This is a genomic window from Pseudomonas sp. MLB6B (assembly GCF_054508135.1).
This window is the reverse complement of sequence record NZ_CP199313.1, coordinates 967,009-985,604: the sequence shown is the minus strand read 5'-3', so window position 1 is coordinate 985,604 and position 18,596 is coordinate 967,009. Positions and strand designations below refer to the sequence as shown.

Below are 18,596 nucleotides of genomic sequence, written 5' to 3'. Positions count from 1 at the left end.
AGGTGCAACAGCTGCATTTCACAGTTAACTGAGCACATGCAATACCCCTGAACTGTACCTACTGTTCTGGACACGGGAGGAGGATGATTGGCATCAGTTAATCACTATCTAATCCCGCCATAAGCGGAAGGACGACATCATGGAACGTACACTCAGTTCCGATCTGGCTTTCGAACAATCCTCCAACGCCCAGGCCTCGCTGCCGCTGCGTGCTTTTTCTACCTTGATGTTGTGGCAGCGCCGCCTGTCCAGCCGTCGTCAACTGGCCCGTCTCGACGCGCGCCTGCTGGCTGACGCTGGTATCAGCGAATCGCAACGTTACGAAGAGCTGGGCAAGCCGTTCTGGCGTTGAACCCTGGCTAGCCGGTTCGCCGGCAACGCTTTCGAAAAACCCGTCGCAGGGAACTGCGACGGGTTTTTTTATTCCAAAAGCCGGGCTAGAGCGATCAATTCCGCTAGAGGTACAGTTTAGAAAATCTCAATTTATCCAGGTACAGTTATAACCAGCTTACATCTGGAAATAACTCCATGTGCTACGTTGCCGTTATGCCTCTGCTAGAAAGCCCCGTTGCAGACGTACCCTAACGGCCACTGCGAGCGTCCGATACGCAGATCGATCTTCGACTTAGTCAGGAGTCTCATCCCATGTCCCGTAAAACGCTGCTTGGCGCCGCACTGTTGCTCACCCTGGCCGGCACTGCCCAGGCCTCCAGCTTCATCGTCACCACCGATGCGGTGGTCGACGGCATCGCTGCGTCCACCCACGCCACGTCTGACGCCTCTTCGTCGCTGCGCGACAACAAGATCGTACAGGCTGCCCGTGACGATGCCGCCAGCTTCGTCGGCAGCCAAGGCGAGATCCGCGGTGCCAAGCTGGAAAGCGCGTTCAGCTTCATCCGCCAGCAGGCGCCAAGCCTGCAGGCCAGCGATGCGCAACTGGCCCAGGCCATCCTCGCGCTGTAACGTCGCCATCGCCGCACGGGTCCAGGCCCGTGCGGCAGACCGACCGTGCCCGCTCAACCGCTGCTACCCAGACCGCCCATGCGTTATCCGCTCGCCTTGATCTGCCTGTTGGCTCTGCCCCATGCCTTCGCCTTCGACACCACCACCCAAGGCCTGGTGATCGGCAGCTACGGCACGAGCCAACTGACCACTGCCCCCTTCGACCGCAAGCTGTTGTCCGAAGCCCGTGACGATGCCGCGGCGTTCGTCGCCAGCGCCGGACGGATACGCGGCGCGCGCCTCGAAGCAGCACTGCTGGCATTGCGCCAGGCACGACCCGCACAATCTGCCGATGACCTTGAACTGGCGCGCGCAATCCTCGTCCAATGCTCCATCCTCGATTCCACCGTATTTTCTGGAGATGCTCCATGCGTAAACCGCTGATCGCCGCCACCCTGGGGCTGTTCCTGCTGGCCGACCTGGCCCAGGCCCAAACGCTGGTGGCCACCAGCAACATCATCGTCCGCGCCTTCGGCCGTTCGATCGACTTCACCTCCGACACCACCACCTCGATCCGCGACTCCAAAGTCGTGCGCGAGGCCCACGACGACGCCGCCAGCTTCGTCGCCACCAACGGCGACATCCGCGGCGCCCAGCTCGAAGCCGCCTTCGGCACCTTGCGCGAACGCCTGCCCGAGGCGCGTGGCGCCAGCGACCAGATGCTCGCAGAAGCCATCCTGGCACTGTGAAGGGCGTGCGTGCCTGGCTTCTCGGTTGCGCACTGACGTTACTGGGCGCGCCCGTACTGGCCGACCTGCGCCTTAACCTGCAAGACGCCGACCTCGATGCCGCGCAACGCCAGGCCACCCAGATCCTGCTCGACGAAGCCCTGAGCAAGCTGCCGCCACGCTTCAGGCAGCAGCTCGACCGTCGTGTGCGCGTCAGCTGGAGCGCGAACATGCCGGCCGATGCCTACGGGCAGGCCTCGCTGGTCGACACCCTCGATCTGAACCGGCGCCTATTGCCCGGCCTGGTCGACGGCAGCGCCGCCACGCAGAAGACCCAGCGCCCACACGGCACGGTGCGCGAGGAGCTGCTGGCCACCGTGCTGCACGAACTCACCCATATCTACGACCGCGCCCGCCTGTGGTCGGCCGCCGAACGCCCCTTGCTCAACCGTTGCCAACGTCAGCTCGGCAGCCTGGGCAAGATCGGCCTGCCCGAGCGATGCCGCGGCCAGACCGAGCGCCGCTTCACCTTGAGCGACGACCCGCGCCTGCTCGACCTCGCCGGCTGGCAGCAATACGTCGGCCGCCGCGGCGAGCGCGAGCAGAGGAACGGCCAGAACGTACGCAGCCCGGATGCCTACGAGCTGAGCAGCCCGAAGGAGTTCGTGGCCGTGAACATGGAGTACTTCCTCCTCGACCCCAGCTACGGCTGCCGCCGCCCGGCCCTGAACCGGTATCTGCGCGAGCACTTCGGCTGGGCACCCCAGCAGGACACCTGCGCCAAGGGCTTGCCTTTCATCAACGCCGGCAACGACTTCGCCCGCCAGCCCTTGGGCGAGATCGACCCCGAGCGCGTCTACGAAGTCGACTACCTGCTGGCCGAGGCCAACCAGAACTGGGTCAGCCGCTGGGGCCACAGCATGCTGCGCCTGGTCATCTGCGCGCCGGGCCGGCCACGCGGCCCGGATTGCCGGCTGGACCTCGACCAGCATCTGGTGCTGTCGTACCGCGCCTTCGTCAACGACGTCCAGCTGTCGAGCTGGGACGGCCTGGTCGGCAACTACCCGTCGCGGCTGTTCGTGCTGCCGCTGGGCCAGGTGATCGACGAGTACACCAAGACCGAATTGCGCAGCCTGGCCTCCGTGCCGCTGAAGCTGAGCCGCGCGGAAGTGGAAAACGTGGTGCGTCAGGCCGCCGAGATGCACTGGAGCTACGACGGCAATTATTACTTCCTGTCCAACAACTGCGCCGTGGAGTCGCTCAAGCTGCTGCGCAGCGGCACTGGCAACCCGCGCTTCAACGACCTGGACAGCATCATGCCCAACGGCTTGCTGGAAGTGCTCAAGGGCCGTGGCCTGGCCGATACCAGCGTGCTCGACGATCCGAAGCGCGCCCTGCGTCTGGGTTACCGCTTCGACTCCTACCGCGACCGTTTCCAGGCCATGTTCGACGTGTTGCGCAAACAGCTGCCGGTGCCGCAGACGAACGTCGAGGACTGGTTGGCCCAGGATGCCGAAAAACGCCGCGCCTGGTTCCCCAAGGCCGACCTGCGCACCAGCGCGGCCCTGCTGCTGCTCGAGCAGGCCAGCCTGCGCCGCCAGCTGCTGCTGGCCCAGGACGAGGTCAAGCAGCGCTACCTCAACGCCAGCACGTCGAAGGACGGCTCGGTCGACAACGCCAACGACGTGCTGCAACAGATGCTCGCCAACAGCGGCTTCCTCAGCCGCCCGGCCGAATTGCTCGGTACGCAGGGTTACGGCTTGCCGCAACCGGCCGAACGCGCCTACCTGGAGAAGACCGCCGGCGAGCGCCAGGCTCAGCTGCTGCGCTTGAGCACCAACCTGGACAAGGAAGTGCGCGCCCTGCTCTCCCCGGACCGGGCCAAGGAAATCTCGGCGGTCGAAGCCAACACCCGCCTGATCGGCGACCACCTGCGCGCCCTGCACAAAGCTGCGGGCGGCCTGCAACTGCCTTGAGCCCACCCCCGGCGCCGTATAGGCGGCGCCGACCTTCCATCGCCGCCCCCAACGCGAAAGCTGGCTGAAAGCTTCGCCCCCTAGGATGTCGCCATGACCGGCAATGGACCGGTCCGCCAAGGCCGTGCGCCTGGCCAATCCAACAACAATAAAATGGTGATACCGATGTCCTTCCGTGCCCACGCGCCCGTACTTCCCTTTCCCCTACTCCTGGCCCCGCCCGTCCCGCGCTGACCCGACGCGTCTTTTCCGTCCGCATCCCCACGCCTGGAGTACCGCCATGCTGACCTTCCTCGGCTTCGCCATGGTCATCACCTTCATGTACCTGATCATGACCAAGCGCCTGTCGGCCTTGATCGCCCTGATCCTGGTGCCGATCCTGTTCGCTTTGTTCGGCGGTTTCGCCGGCGACATCGGGCCGATGATGCTGCAGGGCATCAGCAAGCTCGCGCCCACCGGCGTGATGCTGATGTTCGCCATCCTCTATTTCGCATTGATGATCGACTCGGGCCTGTTCGACCCAGCGGTGCGCAAGATCCTCGCGCTGGTCAAGGGCGACCCGTTGAAGGTGTCGGTCGGCACCGCCGTATTGGCCCTGGTGGTCTCGCTCGACGGCGACGGCGCCACCACCTACATGATCTGCTGCGCGGCCATGCTGCCGCTGTACAGCCGTCTGGGCATGAGCCCGCGGATCATGGCCGGGCTGATCATCCTCGCCGGTGGCGTGATGAACATGACCCCGTGGGGCGGCCCTACCGCACGCGCGGCCAGTGCATTGCAGGTGGACCCGTCGGACATCTTCGTACCGATGATCCCGGCCATGGCCGCCGGTGTGCTGGCGATCCTCGCCATCGCCTACTGCTACGGCAAGCGCGAGCGTGCCCGACTTGGCGAGCTGCGCCTGCCGACCGACGACATCGACCATGGCGACATCAGCGTCTCGCAATTCCCCGAAGCGCGGCGGCCGAAGCTGCTGTGGTTCAACGGTGCGCTGACCGCCGCCCTGATGGTGGCGCTGATCGCCGGGCTCCTGCCGCTGCCGGTGCTGTTCATGGTGGCCTTCAGCATCGCCATGATCGTCAACTACCCCTGCCTGCAACAGCAGAAGGACCGCATCGCCGCCCATGCCGGCAGCGTGCTGGCAGTCACCGGGCTGATCTTCGCGGCGGGCATCTTCACCGGCATCCTGTCCGGGACCGGCATGGTCGAGGCGATGTCCAAGAGCCTGCTCGCGGTCATCCCCGAGGCGCTCGGGCCGTACCTGGCGGTCATCACCGCGATCGTGAGCATGCCGTTCACTTTCTTCATGTCCAACGACGCCTTCTACTACGGCGTGCTGCCAGTGCTGACCGAAGCGGCCAGCCACTACGGCATCAGCCCGGTGGAAATGGCCCGTGCGTCGATCGTCGGCCAGCCGGTGCACCTGCTCAGCCCCTTGGTGCCTTCCACTTACCTGTTGGTTGCCCTGGCCGGCATCGAGTTCGGCGACCACCAGCGCTTCACCCTGAAGTGGGCCGTGCTGGTGTGCCTGTGCATCCTGTTCGCCGCACTGCTGATGGGCATCTTCCCGCTGTTCGGCAGCCTCTGAGACGTCCTTCCCGCGCCGGCATGCCTGGGCTGAGGGCATACCGGTGCGCCAGCCGCTACCGTGCGGCCTCCACAGCGGCAAATGTTTCAAATATATTTCAGCCGTGCCAAGCTGGCAGCCATTGCCCACGGCAACTACAGCTTGAGTGAGACCTGCCAGAATCGCCCGTCCAAGGCCAGGCTCACCGCGTCATCCATTGGCCCGCTCAGGGCATCGTTCGAAGGGGGGCTTGCCCATGCTGACCCTGCTCAACCTGCTATCGGCCGTCACCCTGTTGGTGTGGGGCACGCACATCGTGCGTACCGGCATCCTGCGGGTGTATGGCTCCAACCTGCGCCGGGTGATCGGCCAGAACATGGACAAACGCCCGTTGGCGTTCATCGCCGGCATCGTGGTCACGGCCATGGTGCAGAGCAGCAACGCCACGGCCATGCTGGTCACCTCGTTCGTCAGCCAGGGCCTGATGGCCATGACTCCGGCGCTGGTGATCATGCTCGGTGCCGACGTGGGCACGGCGCTGATGGCCCGGGTGCTGACCTTCGACCTGTCGTGGCTGTCGCCGCTGCTGATCTTCGTCGGGGTGATCTTCTTCCTGTCGCGCAAGCAGACGCGCGTCGGCCAGATGGGCCGTGTGGCGATCGGCCTGGGGCTGATCATCCTGGCGCTGGAACTGATCGTGCAGGCCGCGGCGCCCATCACCCAGGCGCAAGGCGTGCGGGTGCTGTTCGCCTCGTTGACCGGCGACATCCTGCTCGACGCCTTGGTCGGTGCGCTGTTCGCCATGATCTCCTATTCCAGCCTGGCCGCCGTGCTGCTGACCGCGACCCTGGCCGGCTCCGAATTGATCAGCCTGCCGGTGGCCATCGGCCTGGTGGTGGGCGCCAACATCGGCAGCGGCCTGCTGGCCTTCATCAGTGCGCGCATGCAGCACACCGCCGGGCGCCGTGTGGCCCTGGGCAGCCTGCTGTACAAGCTGATCGGCCTGGTGCTGATCATCCCCGTGCTCAACCCGCTGGTGAGCTGGATGGACAGCCTGAGCTACAGCGCCCAGGAACTGGTGATCGGCTTCCATCTGCTCTACAACACCCTGCGCTGCCTGCTGATGCTGCCTACGGTGAAGTACATGGGGCGCATCTGTAACACCCTGCTGCCCGAGCAGGACGACGGCGACAGCCAGACCCTGCCGCGCCACCTCGACCCCTCTGCCTTGGAAACGCCCAGCCTGGCCCTGGCCAACGCGGCGCGGGAAACCCTGCGCCTGGGCGACATCGTCGACAACCTGCTGACCGCCATGCTCGGTGCGCTGCGCGGTACCCAGCCGGCCATGGCTCAGCGCGTACGGGCCTTGGGCGAAGATGCCGACGCGCTGTACAGCGCCATCAAACTGTACCTGGCGCAGATGACCCGTGAAGACCTCAGCGAGCACGACAACCGGCGCTGGGCCGAAATCATCGAGCTGGCGATCAACCTCAAGCTTTCCAGCGACCTGATCGAACGCATGCTGCGCAAGGTCCAGCAGCAGAAGACCAGCCAGCGCCGCGAGTTTTCCGCCGTGGGCCTGGACGAGCTGACCGGCTTGCAGGAACAGTTGTTGGCCAACCTGCGCTTGGGCCTCTCGGTGTTCTTCAGCGCCGACCCGGAAAGTGCGCGCCTGCTGCTGCGCGAAAAGCGCCGCTTCCGCGCCCAGGAACGGCGTCTGGCCCATGCCCATGTCAGCCGTTTGCAGCGCAAGGTGGTGCAAAGCCTGGAGACCAGCTCGCTGCACCTGGAGCTGATCGCCGACATGAAGCGTTTGAACTCTTTGTTCTGCAGCAGTGCCTATGTGGTACTGGGCGGCTCGGACACCGGCGGGCTACTGCTCGACAGCGAGGCCGAGGAACCCCGTCAAGCCTGAACCCGCTCATCTCGGAGAGTGCCGGACCTGCCCATGCGTTACCTGATGTTCGTCTGCCTGTTGCTCGCCGCCTTGCCGTCACTGGCGCTCGACCGCTCCAAGGTCGAAGGCTACTTGTTGCCCAACGGCTTGCAGGTGGTACTTAAGTCGGGTTACGAGCGCGACCACGTGTCGATCCGCCTGGTGGTCGGCGTGGGCCTGGACGACTTCCCCTGCGAGCAGCGCGAGTTGCCGCACCTGATCGAACACTTGCTGTTCAGCGGCATCGACGACTCCGGCGAAGGCGGCCTGGAAGAGCGTCTGCAGGCCCTGGGCGGCGAATGGAACGCCTTCACCAGCAGTGCCGACACCACCTTCGTCATCGAGGCCCCGGCGCGCAACCAGCGCAAGGTGCTCGACCTGTTGCTGGCGATCGTGCGCGACACGCGCATCGACGCCAAGGCGCTGGCCAAGGCCAAAGCCATCATCGAACGCGAGGACGGCGGCCATTACGGCCACTTGCAACGCTGGCTGGACCGCCAGGACATCGGCCAGCGCGCCACTGAACAAGTGGCGCAGGAGCTGGGCCTCAAATGCCCGGAACGCTCCGACGTCACCGATTTCAGCCTGGAGCAGGTCACCCAGGCGCGCGAACACTGGTACGCCGCCAACAACATGACCCTGATCGTCGTCGGCGGCCTGGACAAATTGCTGCCCGCCTATCTGGAGCGCACCTTCGCCGAACTGCCGGCCACCGAGCCCGGCGAGCGCCGCGATCTGGACACCATCACCCATCAGGCCGAGGCCAGGCGCACGCTCAACCGGGGTTGGCTGGGCGATACCGCCAAGCTGAGCTGGCTGTTCATCGAACCTGTGCTCGACAACGAGCATGACCAGACCCTGGAGCTGCTATCGCGTTACCTGGACTGGGCGCTGTACCAGCAACTGCGCCTGCGCCATGGGCTGTCGTACGGCCCTTCGGTGAAGCGCGAAAGCTATGGCGACAGCGGCATGCTCAGCCTCACCGCAGACTTGGAGCGCGAAGACGTCGATGCGGCCATCAGCGCCTTCGAAGCGCTGTTCGAGCAACTGCGCAAGGATGGGCTCGACCCCGCCACCTTCGCCCGCATCAAGGAAGCGGCCATCGCCCGGGAAAGCTGGACCACCCAGGGCAACAGCGCCCTGGCCGACTATTACTGGGGCGGGCTCAACAACTATGAAGACGGCCGTTACAAAGACCCGATCGCCGCGCTGCGCAAGGTCAGCCTCAAGGAGGCCAACGCCGCGCTCGCACAACTGCTCAAGTACCCAGGCTACCTGCGCATCGAGCAGCCGCTGTTGGGGTACGACGGGCTGTACGGCTGGATCGGCCTGCTGCTGGCCTTGATCCTGTCATCGGTGCTGGCCATCGGCCTGTTGCGCCGTCGGCGACGCCAACCGGCGCCTCGCCCCACTGGCGCTACACGGCAACGATGATTCGGCGCTATCCTTCGGCCAGCGTCGGCACCCGCGCCGACGCAGCTTTCCTTTCGGGGTCTTGTCGCTAACCCATGCTGCCCATTCCTCGCCTCGTGCAACGCATCATCGAACTGCTCAAACGCTACCCCGGCGTGATCGCCCTGGGCGGTTTCCTGTCGGGCATCGGCAGCTTCATCCTGGTCGACCGCCAGGCCAGCCTGGCGAGCTGGATCGCCATCGTGCTGCTGGTCAGTTGGGTCTGGCTGATGCTGGAGAACAGCCTGACCAAGCTCTTCGCGCGCCTGTTCAAGCGCGAGATTCCGCAGCCGCTGCTGCGCTACGCGACGCAGATGATCCACCAGGAAAGCCTGTTCTTCGTGTTGCCGTTCTTCTTCGTCACCACCACCTGGAACAGTGGCCAGTCGGTGTTCACCGGACTGCTGGGGGCGGCGGGGCTGATCTCGATCGTCGACCCGCTGTACTACCGCTGGCTGGCGCCGCGGCGCTGGCTATTCATGGCGCTGCACATGCTGACGCTGTTCGCCGCCCTGCTCACCGCCTTGCCGATCATCCTGCACCTGACCACTGCGCAAAGCTTCAAGCTGGCCCTGGTGGCGGCCATGGCCCTGTCGTTCCCCAGCCTGGTCAGCAGCTTCCCGATCAACAACTGGCGCAACGGCGTGGCCTTGGTGCTGATCACCCTGGCGGTGGGTGGCGGCGGCTGGATGCTGCGCTCCTGGGTGCCGCCGGCGACCTTGTGGATGACCGAAGTGGCCGTCAGCACCCAGGTCAACAACCGCGAGCCGGGCGACTCGCTCAAGGAAGTGCCGGCCAGCCGCATCGGCGGCAATGGCCTGTACGCCTACACCTCGATCAATGCGCCGCGCGGGCTCGACGAACGCATCTACCACGTGTGGCAGAAGGACGGCAAAGAGGTCGACCGCATCGCCCTGGATATCCGCGGCGGGCGCAAGGAAGGCTACCGCGCCTGGAGCCACAAACAGAACTTCCCACCCGACCCGGTCGGCCGCTGGCAGGTGCGGGTACTGACCGAGGACGGCCAGGTGATCGGCGTGCTGCGCTTCAAGGTCGTCGCAGACGCTCAGGCGAAGAACCAGTAGCACACGCAGATCGCTGCCACCACGCCGCACAGCTCGGCCAGCAGGGCGCAGCCCACGGCATGGCGTACGCGCTGGATGCCGACCGCACCGAAATACACGGCCAACACGTAGAAGGTAGTTTCCGTGCTGCCCTGGATCGTCGCCGCCACCAGCGCCGGGAAACTGTCCACACCCTGGGCTTGCATGGTCTCGATCATCATGGCCCGTGCCGCGCTGCCGGAGAACGGCTTGACCAGCGCCGTGGGCAGGCCGTCGACAAAGCGCGTGTCCAGGCCCAACCAGCCGACCGCATGGCGGATGCCGTCCAGGGCCAGCTCCAAGGCGCCGGAAGCGCGCAGCACGCCGACCGCCACCAGCATGGCCACCAGATACGGCAGCAGGCTCTTGGCCACGTCGAAGCCCTCCTTGGCGCCTTCGACGAACACCTCGTACACCTGCACCCGCTTCAGCGCGCCGACCACCAGAAAGGTGACGATCACCCCGAACAACGTGAGGTTGCCCAGGATCGACGACAGGCTGGCCAACGCTGCGGCCGACAGGGTGCCGAGAAAGGCCATGAAACCGCCCAGCAGCAAGGCGCCGGGGATCATGTAGGCCAGCACCACCGGGTCCCACAGGCGCAGGCGCTGCATGACCGCCACCGACAGCAGGCCCACCAGGCTGGAAATGCTGGTGGCCAGCAGAATAGGCAGGAAGACCAGGGTCGGGTCGGGCGCGCCTTGCTGGGCGCGGTACATGAAGATGGTCACCGGCAGCAGGGTCAGCGAGGAGGCGTTGAGCACCAGGAAGAGGATCTGCGCGTTGCTTGCCGTGGTGCTGCTGGGGTTGAGCTCCTGCAGGGCGCGCATGGCCTTCAGGCCGATGGGCGTGGCGGCGTTGTCCAGGCCCAGGCCGTTGGCGGCGAAGTTCATGGTGATCAGGCCCAGCGCCGGGTGGCCCTTGGGCACTTCCGGCATGAGCCGGGCGAACAATGGCCCGAGCACCTTGGCTAGCCATTCGACGATGCCCGCCTTTTCCGCGATCTTCAGAAAGCCCAGCCACAGGGTCAGGGTGCCGAACATGAGGATCACCACTTCGACCGACAGCTTGGCCATGGCGAAGATGCTTTCCACCATGGCCGCGAAGATCCCGGCGTTGCCGCCGATCAGCCACTGCCCCAAGGCGGAGATGGCGCCTACCAGGAAAAAGCCGAGCCACAGGCCGTTGAGCATTTGCGAGTCTCCCTGGAAAAAGTGCGCATCATAGCGCAGTCGTCGTCGCCACCGGGCCAGGTAACCGGCGTGATCTGCATGGACACGAAAAAGCCCCGGTGGGCCGTCACGGTTCAGGTGAGTGAACGCTGTGGCGACCCCGCGGGGCTTTCCAGGGGCGCGGGCGAGCCCGCGCAGGTCCAGCTTACTGCTTGACCGCCTGCGAGGAACGGGTGGCGGCGCCGGTCGCGGCCTGCTTGCCAGTCATGTGCGGCAGCGAGTTGTAGTACGCCTCGCCTTTGACCGAGTCGTACATGCCTTCCCAGCGGGCGATGACCAGGGCGGCCAAGGCGTTGCCGATCACGTTCAAGGCAGTGCGTGCCATGTCCATGATGCGGTCGACACCGGCGATGAAGGCCAGGCCTTCCAGGGGAATGCCCACGCTGCCCAGGGTCGCCAGCAGCACCACGAACGACACACCCGGCACGCCGGCGATGCCTTTGGAGGTGACCATCAGGGTCAGCACCAGCAGCAATTGCTGGCCGATCGACAGGTCGATGCCGTACAGCTGCGCGATGAACAGGGCGGCGATGCTCTGGTACAGGGTCGAGCCATCGAGGTTGAACGAGTAGCCGGTCGGAACCACGAAGCTGCACACCGACTTCGGCGCCCCATAGGCTTCCATCTTCTCGATCACCCGCGGCAGCACGGTTTCCGAACTGGAGGTGGAGTAGGCCAGGATCAGCTCGTCTTTCATGATGCGCATGATCTTGATCACCGAGAAGCCGAACAGGCGCGCCACCAGGCCAAGCACCATGAAGGCGAAGAAGGCGATGGCGAAGTACACCAGCACCACCAGCTTGGCCAGCGGCAGCAGGGAGGCGAAGCCGAAGTTGGCGACCGTCACCGCGATCAGCGCGAAGACGCCGATAGGGGCGTAGTTCATGATCATGTGGGTGACCTTGAACATGGTTTCCGATACGCCCTGGAAAGTGCGCACCAGCGGCTCGCGCAGGTCGCTCGGCAAACTCGACAGGCCCATGCCGAACAGCACCGAGAAGAAGATGATCGGCAGCATTTCGCCACGCATCAGGGAGGCGAAGATGTTCGACGGAATGAGGTTGAGCAGGGTCTCGATGAAGGCATGCTCATGCTGTACCTCGGCCGCAGTGGCCTGGTACTTGGAGATGTCCACGGTGCCCAAGGTGCTCATGTCGATGCCGGCGCCCGGATGGAAGACGTTGGCCAGCACCAGACCGACGACGATGGCCAGGGTGGTGACGATTTCGAAGTAGACGATGGTCTTCAGACCGATCCGGCCGAGTTTCTTGCTGTCGCCCACACCGGCGATGCCGACGATCAGCGAGGAGACCACGATCGGCACTACGATCATCTTGATCAGGCGAATGAAGATGTCACCGGCCGGTTGCAAGACGTTGCTGATCCACCATGCCTTTTCTGCACTGAAATGGTTCAGCACCGCGCCGATCGCAACACCCAGCACCAGACCGATGACGATCTGCCAGGCAAGGCTCAGTTTTGCCTTCTTCATGTCGTTACCCTTTGTTGTAGTGGACATGGGCGCCGGCTGGAAACACCCGTGCCAGAGCCATCTGGCCGAGTCACAAGCAAGCTGCTGCTCCGTTGGGCGGGCTCCATGAAAGATCACCGCAGGCGGCCGGGTCGTGGCTCGCTCCCGCGAAAAGGCCGCAACTATTGCCACGTGAGACAGGGCAGTCTAATGCCGGAAACGACTACCCCATGCCGAATCGGCATAAGGAAATACGTCCAAAAATCGGCTTTCAGGGCCCTGCTGGGAGAGTTGTTCGGATAACCGAACAGGTGGAAAGAGTCGCATGGCGACCGTTCAGACGAGGTGGCGGAAAGCGTACGCCTTCTGTTCGACAATCCGAATGGACGTCGAGTCGTGAAAGAAGGGATGCAGATGGAGCGAAAAAAATCGATGTGCGGCAGAAAAAAATATGTTCGGTCCGACTTTTCCCACGCCGGGGTTAGATGCAACTGATTGGCTGGCTGTCGGTTATCGGAGCTTCGGAGGTCAGGCCTGCCCGTGGCATTGGCCTGAACCGTCCGATGCTGCCTTTCCTGACCCGGCCCTTTACGGAGGTACTCCCTGTACCCCTAGGCCACTCCGGCTCAGTTACCGCCAGAACAGCCCGACCCCCTGGTCATGTGCCACGCCTCATCGGTGCGGCGCATCATGGAAGCCGGAACGTTAAGGAAGTTCCGCTTCCAAATGATTACAGCGTGCAATGCGGTGCATGAATCGGCGAAGACTCTAGCTATCAAAGCTGCTCGCGCAGCAGTGCTTTCATGCCTTCGTCAGGCTTGCCGATCCAGCGGTAGTTGACCTCGCTGCTAGGCGACACCGCTTTTGGCCCCTCGACGAGCAGGCCATAGGCGTCATCCTTGTCCCAGCTGAACGCTGCGACCAGCCGTTTCGAAGCGCAGGTGTCCTGTGTCTCGCAGAGCGATCCGACCAGGTATTTGTCACCGTCTTCGGTCACAGCCGACATTTGCTGCTGAGTGTTGCCCGACAGGTTGATCACCCAGTCCGGCAACCGCTCCTGATTGTCGATGGCATCCTTCCAGGCCTCGCGGTACTCGGCGTCCGAGCCGAGCAACTGGTTCAAGTACACCTGGCCGTCGTTGGCCGCGAACACGGCTGAGCCGCTACCCAACAGCAGGGCGGCGGCCAGCGTGCGCTTGAGCAGAGTGTTCATGGACGGCCACGGCCCCGGCCGAAGAAGAACGACGCGACGAACAGCACCAGGAAGAGGATGAACAGGATCTTTGCGATACCTGTAGCGGCGCCAGCCACTGCAACGAAACCGAAGTAACCGGCAATGATAGCGATGATCAGGAAGGTAATGGCCCAACTCAGCATGGTGATTCTCCTATCTGTCTTTATGAGATCAGTGAGTCAGGTCTTAAAAGACCCAACGTTCCTGAGGCACTACGGTGTCGATGGTGGCAGGCGAAGCCTTGGCTTGCGGTGCTTGGGTCGGCGTCTCGGCAGCCTGTACCAGCGACTGGGTGCGAGTGGCTTGAATCTTGGCGAGCAGGGCGGTTTGCGCGGCGACTTGGTCGGCCAGGCGGGCTGTCTGCATGCTGTGATAGAACTGGCCGGCAACTACCGTCAGCACCAAGGCGACGCCAAGCAGCAGGAGCTTGCCCAGGGGCAAGGTGTTGGCGGTCTGCTTGGTGTGGGTGGTCTGGCGAGTCATGCCGGCTGCTCCTACTGAAATTTTTCTTTTCGAACGTATCCAGATGATTGCAGCCTGCATGCCAGCTTTTGAAAACAAATAATTTACTTATAAATCAACAACTTAACCTACTTCTGAAAAGTTCCCGAGAATGTATCCTGCACGATACCCCCCTGGGGGTCGTGCATTTTGCACGTGCATTCTGCACGGCTCAGCCTTCGACCTTGGTCGCCACCTTCAACATGTCGGCATCCACACCGCGCACACCGACGATCTGCCGAGCGATATCGACCGCTACGGTCTTCAGTGCCTGGCTTACGACATCGCCCGACAACCGCACCATGCCTTCTTCGCTCACTACACGGATGGTCGCGCCGTCCAGATTGCGGCTGAAGCGGTAGCTGTTCTGGATCTTGTCGATGATCCAGCTGTCGCTGGGTTGCGGTCCGGAGGGAGCATCGACCGGTGCGTTGCGCGCCTCGGCCATGGCGGCGCTGTCGAGGCTGACCAGGTTGTTGGCCAGATGCACCCCTTCGGTGGTGCGGGCCACCACACCAGCCAGCTCCTTGGCTTCGGCACTGGCGACCCGCCCCCGTAACGTCACCACACCTTCACGGCTCTCGACCTCGATCGGCGCCTTTTCCGTCACTCGGCTCCACACCAGGCGGGCGCGCACCATGGCCGCCAACGTCGCATCGTCCAGGCGCTGGGCATAGGCGCGGGCTTCGAGTGGGTGTTCGACCAGTTCCGGGTTGACCTTCAGTTGGTTGTCGACCTGGGCGATGCCCTTGGTAGCCAATGCCACACGCTCGGCCAGGCCACGTTCGACCTCGTTCTCGACTTCGCCAGTCAGGCGCGCCTGGTCTCCCTCGATGGCGACTTGAATGCTGAAAGGATTCAACACAGGGTTGAGCGACAGCGCCGTCTGCACGCTGCCTTCCAACCGGGCGTTTTGCACGGGGTCGGCGAGTGCAGTGGCGCAGGCCAGAAAGCCGATGGCGAGGAAGGCGAAAGGGGCGCGCTTCATGTAAATCTCCTGTCGTTTCTAAATATTTTCGAACCCGTGAGCGGCGCAACTGCCATGCCATGCGCATAAACCTCTGAAAACCTCCAACGTTTCAACGAGTTAGCCAACACACGGGCAACCGGCTAGCATTGCAAACTCCGCATACGTCAGAAAAAGACCATGCAACTTGCCCGATATTTCCGACACTAAGTCTGACTATTCCCAAAGGAGCGTAGGAAACATGGAATCCGCCCCGGATAACCAAGGCCGCATTCTGCTGGTGGACGACGAATCCGCCATCCTGCGTACCTTCCGCTACTGCCTTGAGGATGAGGGGTACAGCGTCGCCACGGCCAACAGCGCGTCGCAGGCCGAAACCTTGTTGCAGCGCCAAGTGTTCGACCTGTGCTTCCTCGACCTGCGTCTGGGTGAGGACAACGGCTTGGACGTGCTGGCGCAGATGCGCATCCAGGCGCCATGGATGCGTGTGGTGATCGTCACCGCCCACTCGGCCATCGACACTGCCGTCGATGCCATCCAGGCCGGCGCTGCCGATTACCTGGTCAAACCCTGCAGCCCGGACCAACTGCGCCTGGCCACCGCCAAGCAACTGGAAGTGCGTCAGCTGTCGGCACGCCTGGAAGCGCTGGAAGGCGAGGTGCGCAAGCCCAAGGACGGTCTCGACTCGCACAGCCCGGCCATGATGGTGGTCTTGGAAACCGCGCGGCAGGTGGCCATCACCGACGCCAACATCCTCATCCTGGGCGAGTCGGGCACCGGCAAGGGCGAACTCGCCCGCGCCATCCACGGTTGGAGCAAGCGCGCGCGCAAGTCGTGCGTGACCATCAACTGCCCGTCGTTGACCGCAGAACTGATGGAAAGCGAACTGTTCGGCCATAGCCGCGGCGCGTTCACCGGCGCCAGCGAGAGCACTTTGGGCCGGGTCAATCAGGCCGACGGCGGCACCTTGTTCCTCGACGAGATCGGCGACTTCCCGCTGACCCTGCAGCCCAAGCTGCTGCGCTTCATCCAGGACAAGGAATACGAACGTGTGGGCGACCCGGTCACCCGCCGCGCCGATGTGCGCATCCTGGCCGCGACCAACCTCAACCTCGAAGAGATGGTGCGCGAAGGGCGCTTCCGCGAAGACCTGCTGTACCGCCTGAACGTCATTACCCTGCACCTGCCGCCGCTGCGCGAACGCAGCGAAGACATCCTGACCCTGGCCGAGCGCTTCCTGGCGCGCTTCGTCAAGGACTACTCGCGCCCGGCGCGCGGCTTCTCCGACGAAGCCCGCGCGGCGCTGCTCAACTACCGCTGGCCGGGCAACATCCGCGAGCTGCGCAACGTCATCGAGCGCGCAAGCATCATCTGCCCGCAGGAGCGGGTCGAAGTCAGCCATCTGGGCATGGGCGAGCAGCCCACGGGCAACGCACCGCGCGTGGGCGCCGCCTTGAGCCTGGACGAGTTGGAGCGGGCACATATCGGCGCGGTGCTGGCCACCAGCGATACCCTCGACCAGGCGGCCAAGACCCTGGGCATCGATGCCTCGACGCTGTACCGCAAGCGCAAGCAGTACAACCTGTGAAGTGGACCATGAAGTTGCGCACGCGGATGTTCCTCAGCATCTCGGCGCTGATCACCGTGGCGCTGCTGGGCCTGTTTCTAGGGCTGGTGAGTGTGGTGCAGATGGCCTCGGTGCAGGAGCGCCTGCTGAGCGACACCCGCCATGTCCTGGAACTGGGCGTGAAACTGCGGCAGAACCTGGGCGAGCAGTTGAGCCAGATCCTTGACGAATCGCCCAATCGGGAAAGCCTCGGCGATCTGCAGACGCAATTCCAGCAACTGGTGGACCAGGGTCTGCAGGAGGGCGGCGAGCACAGCGGCCTGGAGCAGATCCGCAGCAGCTATCTGGGCTTTCTCCAAGCCTATCGGCAAAGCGCTACGCCCTCGCGTGAAATGGGGCTGGAGCAGCCGCTGGGCATGGCCTTCGACAGCGTGCGACGCAGCCTCATCGCGTCCAGCAACAAAGCCCTGGACGAAATCGACCGCAGCGAAGAACGCAACCACGACCAGGCCTGGTTGGTTGGCGGCGTGCTGGGCCTGATGGGTCTGGCCGTGCTGGTGCTGGGGTTCATCACGGCGCACAGCATCGCCCGGCGCTTCGGCTTGCCCATCGAGGCCCTGGCGCGCGCGGCCGATCAGGTCGGGCGCGGCAATTTCGACGTGACCCTGCCGATCGCCCAGGGCAGCGAGATGCATCAGTTGACCCGCCGCTTCGGCCTCATGGCCGATGCCCTGCGCAAGCACCAGGCCACCAACATCGACGAACTGCTGGCCGGCCAGCAACGCTTGCAGGCGGTGCTCGACAGCATCGACGACGGCTTGCTCATCATCGACCCGCAAGGCTGTCTGGCGCACCTCAACCCCGTGGCCCAGCGCCAGCTGGGTTGGGACAGCAGCCGTATCGGCACCCCGCTGGAAGAGGCGCTGGAGCGCCCCGAGCTGCAACAGCAACTACGCCAGGTGCTGCGTGGCGGCAACCTGGACCGGCCGCCCGACGACCTGAGTTTCGAGGTCGACGAAGACACGCGCCTGCTCAGCTACAGCCTGACCCCGGTCAGCCACCCGCAAGGGCCGATCCTCGGTGCGGTCATGGTGCTGCGCGACGTGACCGAGCAACGCGCCTTCGAACGGGTGCGCAGCGAGTTCGTGCTGCGTGCCTCCCATGAACTGCGCACACCGATCACCGGCATGCACATGGCCTTCGGCCTGTTCCGCGAACGCATCAAGTTCCCCGCCGATACCCGCGAGAGCGATCTGCTCGACACCATCGGCGAAGAAATGCAGCGCCTGACCCAACTGATCAACGACCTGTTGAACTTCTCCCGCTACCAGAACGGCTTGCAGAAGCTGGACGTGGCGCCGTGCGACGTCGAAACCCTGCTGACGCGGGCGCACGAGCGTTTCGAGGCGTCGGCCGGCGAGAAGCGCATCGAGCTGGTGATCGACATGGAGCTGCCGTTGCCGCGCATCCAGGCCGACGTCAGCCAGCTCGACCGGGTGCTGGACAACCTGCTGCACAACGCGATCCGCCACACCCCGAGCGACGGGCACATCCGCCTGCACGCGAGGCGGCATGCCGAGCGGGTGATCATCAGCGTCGAGGACAGCGGCGAGGGCATCGCCTACGGCCAGCAAGGACGGATCTTCGAGCCGTTCGTGCAGGTGGGGCGCAAGAAAGGGGGCGCAGGCCTGGGCCTGGCCCTGTGCAAGGAGATCGTGCAGCTGCACGGCGGACGCATGGGCGTGTTTTCGCGGCCCGGCCAGGGTACCCAGTTCTACATGGCGTTGCCGGTCTGACGTGAAAGGTGGGGCCCGCAAGGAGCCCCATCCAAGCCCCCTCGCTAGACTCAGACCCACCAACCGCCGACACGGGCGATCAGGCCGATGAACCCGCTGAGCGGCTGGACGAAGATCCTTGCAC

17 protein-coding genes are annotated in these 18,596 nt (G+C 64.2%); 11 read left to right on the top strand and 6 right to left on the bottom strand.

The genetic code is table 11. The features are described 5' to 3' along the window. The first annotated feature begins 139 nt into the window (after positions 1 to 139). The 9 genes from ACSMEV_RS04270 (at position 140) to ACSMEV_RS04230 (ending at position 9,686) form a co-directional block, all read left to right on the top strand. The gene (locus ACSMEV_RS04270; protein WP_296267266.1) at positions 140 to 352 is read left to right on the top strand and encodes a DUF1127 domain-containing protein; all 213 of its coding nucleotides are present in this window, start codon (positions 140 to 142) and stop codon (positions 350 to 352) included. Between the two features lie 293 nt (positions 353 to 645). After that, positions 646 to 963, top strand: coding sequence for a DUF2388 domain-containing protein (locus ACSMEV_RS04265; protein ID WP_459207387.1), 318 nt, complete (start codon positions 646 to 648; stop codon positions 961 to 963). A gap of 78 nt (positions 964 to 1,041) precedes the next feature. Further along, positions 1,042 to 1,386, top strand: a complete 345-nt coding sequence (locus ACSMEV_RS04260) for a DUF2388 domain-containing protein (protein ID WP_459207386.1) — start codon at positions 1,042 to 1,044, stop codon at positions 1,384 to 1,386. Then, positions 1,371 to 1,691: a DUF2388 domain-containing protein gene (locus ACSMEV_RS04255; RefSeq protein ID WP_459207385.1), complete on the top strand. Its 321-nt coding sequence runs from the start codon at positions 1,371 to 1,373 to the stop codon at positions 1,689 to 1,691. The genes ACSMEV_RS04260 and ACSMEV_RS04255 overlap by 16 nt, the downstream gene beginning before the upstream one ends. Next, a complete protein-coding gene (locus ACSMEV_RS04250) occupies positions 1,688 to 3,646 on the top strand; it encodes a DUF7844 domain-containing protein (protein ID WP_459207384.1) in 1,959 nt (652 codons plus the stop codon). The genes ACSMEV_RS04255 and ACSMEV_RS04250 overlap by 4 nt, the downstream gene beginning before the upstream one ends. A gap of 280 nt (positions 3,647 to 3,926) precedes the next feature. Then, entirely contained in the window at positions 3,927 to 5,234 is a 1,308-nt protein-coding gene (locus ACSMEV_RS04245) for a CitMHS family transporter (protein WP_459207383.1), read from the top strand. A gap of 235 nt (positions 5,235 to 5,469) precedes the next feature. Further along, positions 5,470 to 7,128 carry a Na/Pi cotransporter family protein gene (locus tag ACSMEV_RS04240; protein WP_459207382.1) on the top strand — a complete coding sequence of 553 codons (1,659 nt, stop codon included), beginning with the start codon at positions 5,470 to 5,472 and terminating at the stop codon, positions 7,126 to 7,128. A 33-nt stretch (positions 7,129 to 7,161) separates the two neighbouring features. Next, the gene (locus ACSMEV_RS04235; protein WP_459207381.1) at positions 7,162 to 8,583 is read left to right on the top strand and encodes a M16 family metallopeptidase; all 1,422 of its coding nucleotides are present in this window, start codon (positions 7,162 to 7,164) and stop codon (positions 8,581 to 8,583) included. Positions 8,584 to 8,657: 74 nt separating this feature from the next. After that, positions 8,658 to 9,686 carry a DUF5924 family protein gene (locus tag ACSMEV_RS04230; RefSeq protein ID WP_459207380.1) on the top strand — a complete coding sequence of 343 codons (1,029 nt, stop codon included), beginning with the start codon at positions 8,658 to 8,660 and terminating at the stop codon, positions 9,684 to 9,686. Here the strand turns inward: ACSMEV_RS04230 and ACSMEV_RS04225 are convergent. The 6 genes from ACSMEV_RS04225 to ACSMEV_RS04200 all read right to left on the bottom strand — a co-directional run bounded on the left by ACSMEV_RS04225 (position 9,668) and on the right by ACSMEV_RS04200 (position 15,130). Continuing rightward, positions 9,668 to 10,897 (bottom strand): nucleoside recognition domain-containing protein, encoded by a 1,230-nt coding sequence (locus tag ACSMEV_RS04225; protein WP_459207379.1) that lies wholly within the window; start codon positions 10,895 to 10,897, stop codon positions 9,668 to 9,670. The two genes, ACSMEV_RS04230 and ACSMEV_RS04225, sit on opposite strands and share 19 nt — an antisense overlap. Before the next feature lie 184 nt (positions 10,898 to 11,081). After that, positions 11,082 to 12,428, bottom strand: coding sequence for a glutamate/aspartate:proton symporter GltP (gene gltP / locus ACSMEV_RS04220; protein WP_459207378.1), 1,347 nt, complete (start codon positions 12,426 to 12,428; stop codon positions 11,082 to 11,084). 754 nt (positions 12,429 to 13,182) lie between these two features. Further along, complete coding sequence (locus tag ACSMEV_RS04215) at positions 13,183 to 13,620, bottom strand: inhibitor of vertebrate lysozyme family protein (RefSeq protein WP_459207377.1); 438 nt, start codon at positions 13,618 to 13,620, stop codon at positions 13,183 to 13,185. Next, positions 13,617 to 13,784, bottom strand: coding sequence for a DUF1328 domain-containing protein (locus ACSMEV_RS04210; protein WP_296267240.1), 168 nt, complete (start codon positions 13,782 to 13,784; stop codon positions 13,617 to 13,619). The genes ACSMEV_RS04215 and ACSMEV_RS04210 overlap by 4 nt, the downstream gene beginning before the upstream one ends. A gap of 43 nt (positions 13,785 to 13,827) precedes the next feature. Then, positions 13,828 to 14,124 (bottom strand): hypothetical protein, encoded by a 297-nt coding sequence (locus tag ACSMEV_RS04205; RefSeq protein ID WP_459207376.1) that lies wholly within the window; start codon positions 14,122 to 14,124, stop codon positions 13,828 to 13,830. A gap of 190 nt (positions 14,125 to 14,314) precedes the next feature. Next, positions 14,315 to 15,130, bottom strand: a complete 816-nt coding sequence (locus ACSMEV_RS04200) for a BON domain-containing protein (RefSeq protein ID WP_459207375.1) — start codon at positions 15,128 to 15,130, stop codon at positions 14,315 to 14,317. Positions 15,131 to 15,350: 220 nt separating this feature from the next. On the opposite strand from ACSMEV_RS04200, the gene algB reads away from it, so the two are divergent. Both algB and ACSMEV_RS04190 read left to right on the top strand, forming a co-directional pair. Next, positions 15,351 to 16,697, top strand: a complete 1,347-nt coding sequence (gene algB, locus ACSMEV_RS04195; RefSeq protein ID WP_296267233.1) for a sigma-54-dependent response regulator transcription factor AlgB — start codon at positions 15,351 to 15,353, stop codon at positions 16,695 to 16,697. Next, positions 16,694 to 18,472, top strand: coding sequence for a KinB sensor domain-containing domain (locus tag ACSMEV_RS04190; RefSeq protein ID WP_459207374.1), 1,779 nt, complete (start codon positions 16,694 to 16,696; stop codon positions 18,470 to 18,472). The genes algB and ACSMEV_RS04190 overlap by 4 nt, the downstream gene beginning before the upstream one ends. Positions 18,473 to 18,596 lie beyond the last annotated feature (124 nt).

Excerpts from the sequence above, each read along its gene's own strand:
- gltP (WP_459207378.1), bottom strand. The coding sequence starts at position 12,428 with ATGAAGAAGGCAAAACTGAGCCTTGCCTGGCAGATCGTCATCGGTCTG.
- ACSMEV_RS04225 (WP_459207379.1), bottom strand. The coding sequence starts at position 10,897 with ATGCTCAACGGCCTGTGGCTCGGCTTTTTCCTGGTAGGCGCCATCTCC.
- ACSMEV_RS04240 (WP_459207382.1), top strand. The coding sequence starts at position 5,470 with ATGCTGACCCTGCTCAACCTGCTATCGGCCGTCACCCTGTTGGTGTGG.
- ACSMEV_RS04200 (WP_459207375.1), bottom strand. The coding sequence starts at position 15,130 with ATGAAGCGCGCCCCTTTCGCCTTCCTCGCCATCGGCTTTCTGGCCTGC.
- ACSMEV_RS04230 (WP_459207380.1), top strand. The coding sequence starts at position 8,658 with ATGCTGCCCATTCCTCGCCTCGTGCAACGCATCATCGAACTGCTCAAA.
- ACSMEV_RS04235 (WP_459207381.1), top strand. The coding sequence starts at position 7,162 with ATGCGTTACCTGATGTTCGTCTGCCTGTTGCTCGCCGCCTTGCCGTCA.
- ACSMEV_RS04210 (WP_296267240.1), bottom strand. The coding sequence starts at position 13,784 with ATGCTGAGTTGGGCCATTACCTTCCTGATCATCGCTATCATTGCCGGT.
- ACSMEV_RS04270 (WP_296267266.1), top strand. The coding sequence starts at position 140 with ATGGAACGTACACTCAGTTCCGATCTGGCTTTCGAACAATCCTCCAAC.
- ACSMEV_RS04255 (WP_459207385.1), top strand. The coding sequence starts at position 1,371 with ATGCGTAAACCGCTGATCGCCGCCACCCTGGGGCTGTTCCTGCTGGCC.
- ACSMEV_RS04265 (WP_459207387.1), top strand. The coding sequence starts at position 646 with ATGTCCCGTAAAACGCTGCTTGGCGCCGCACTGTTGCTCACCCTGGCC.
- ACSMEV_RS04245 (WP_459207383.1), top strand. The coding sequence starts at position 3,927 with ATGCTGACCTTCCTCGGCTTCGCCATGGTCATCACCTTCATGTACCTG.
- algB (WP_296267233.1), top strand. The coding sequence starts at position 15,351 with ATGGAATCCGCCCCGGATAACCAAGGCCGCATTCTGCTGGTGGACGAC.
- ACSMEV_RS04215 (WP_459207377.1), bottom strand. The coding sequence starts at position 13,620 with ATGAACACTCTGCTCAAGCGCACGCTGGCCGCCGCCCTGCTGTTGGGT.
- ACSMEV_RS04260 (WP_459207386.1), top strand. The coding sequence starts at position 1,042 with ATGCGTTATCCGCTCGCCTTGATCTGCCTGTTGGCTCTGCCCCATGCC.
- ACSMEV_RS04205 (WP_459207376.1), bottom strand. The coding sequence starts at position 14,124 with ATGACTCGCCAGACCACCCACACCAAGCAGACCGCCAACACCTTGCCC.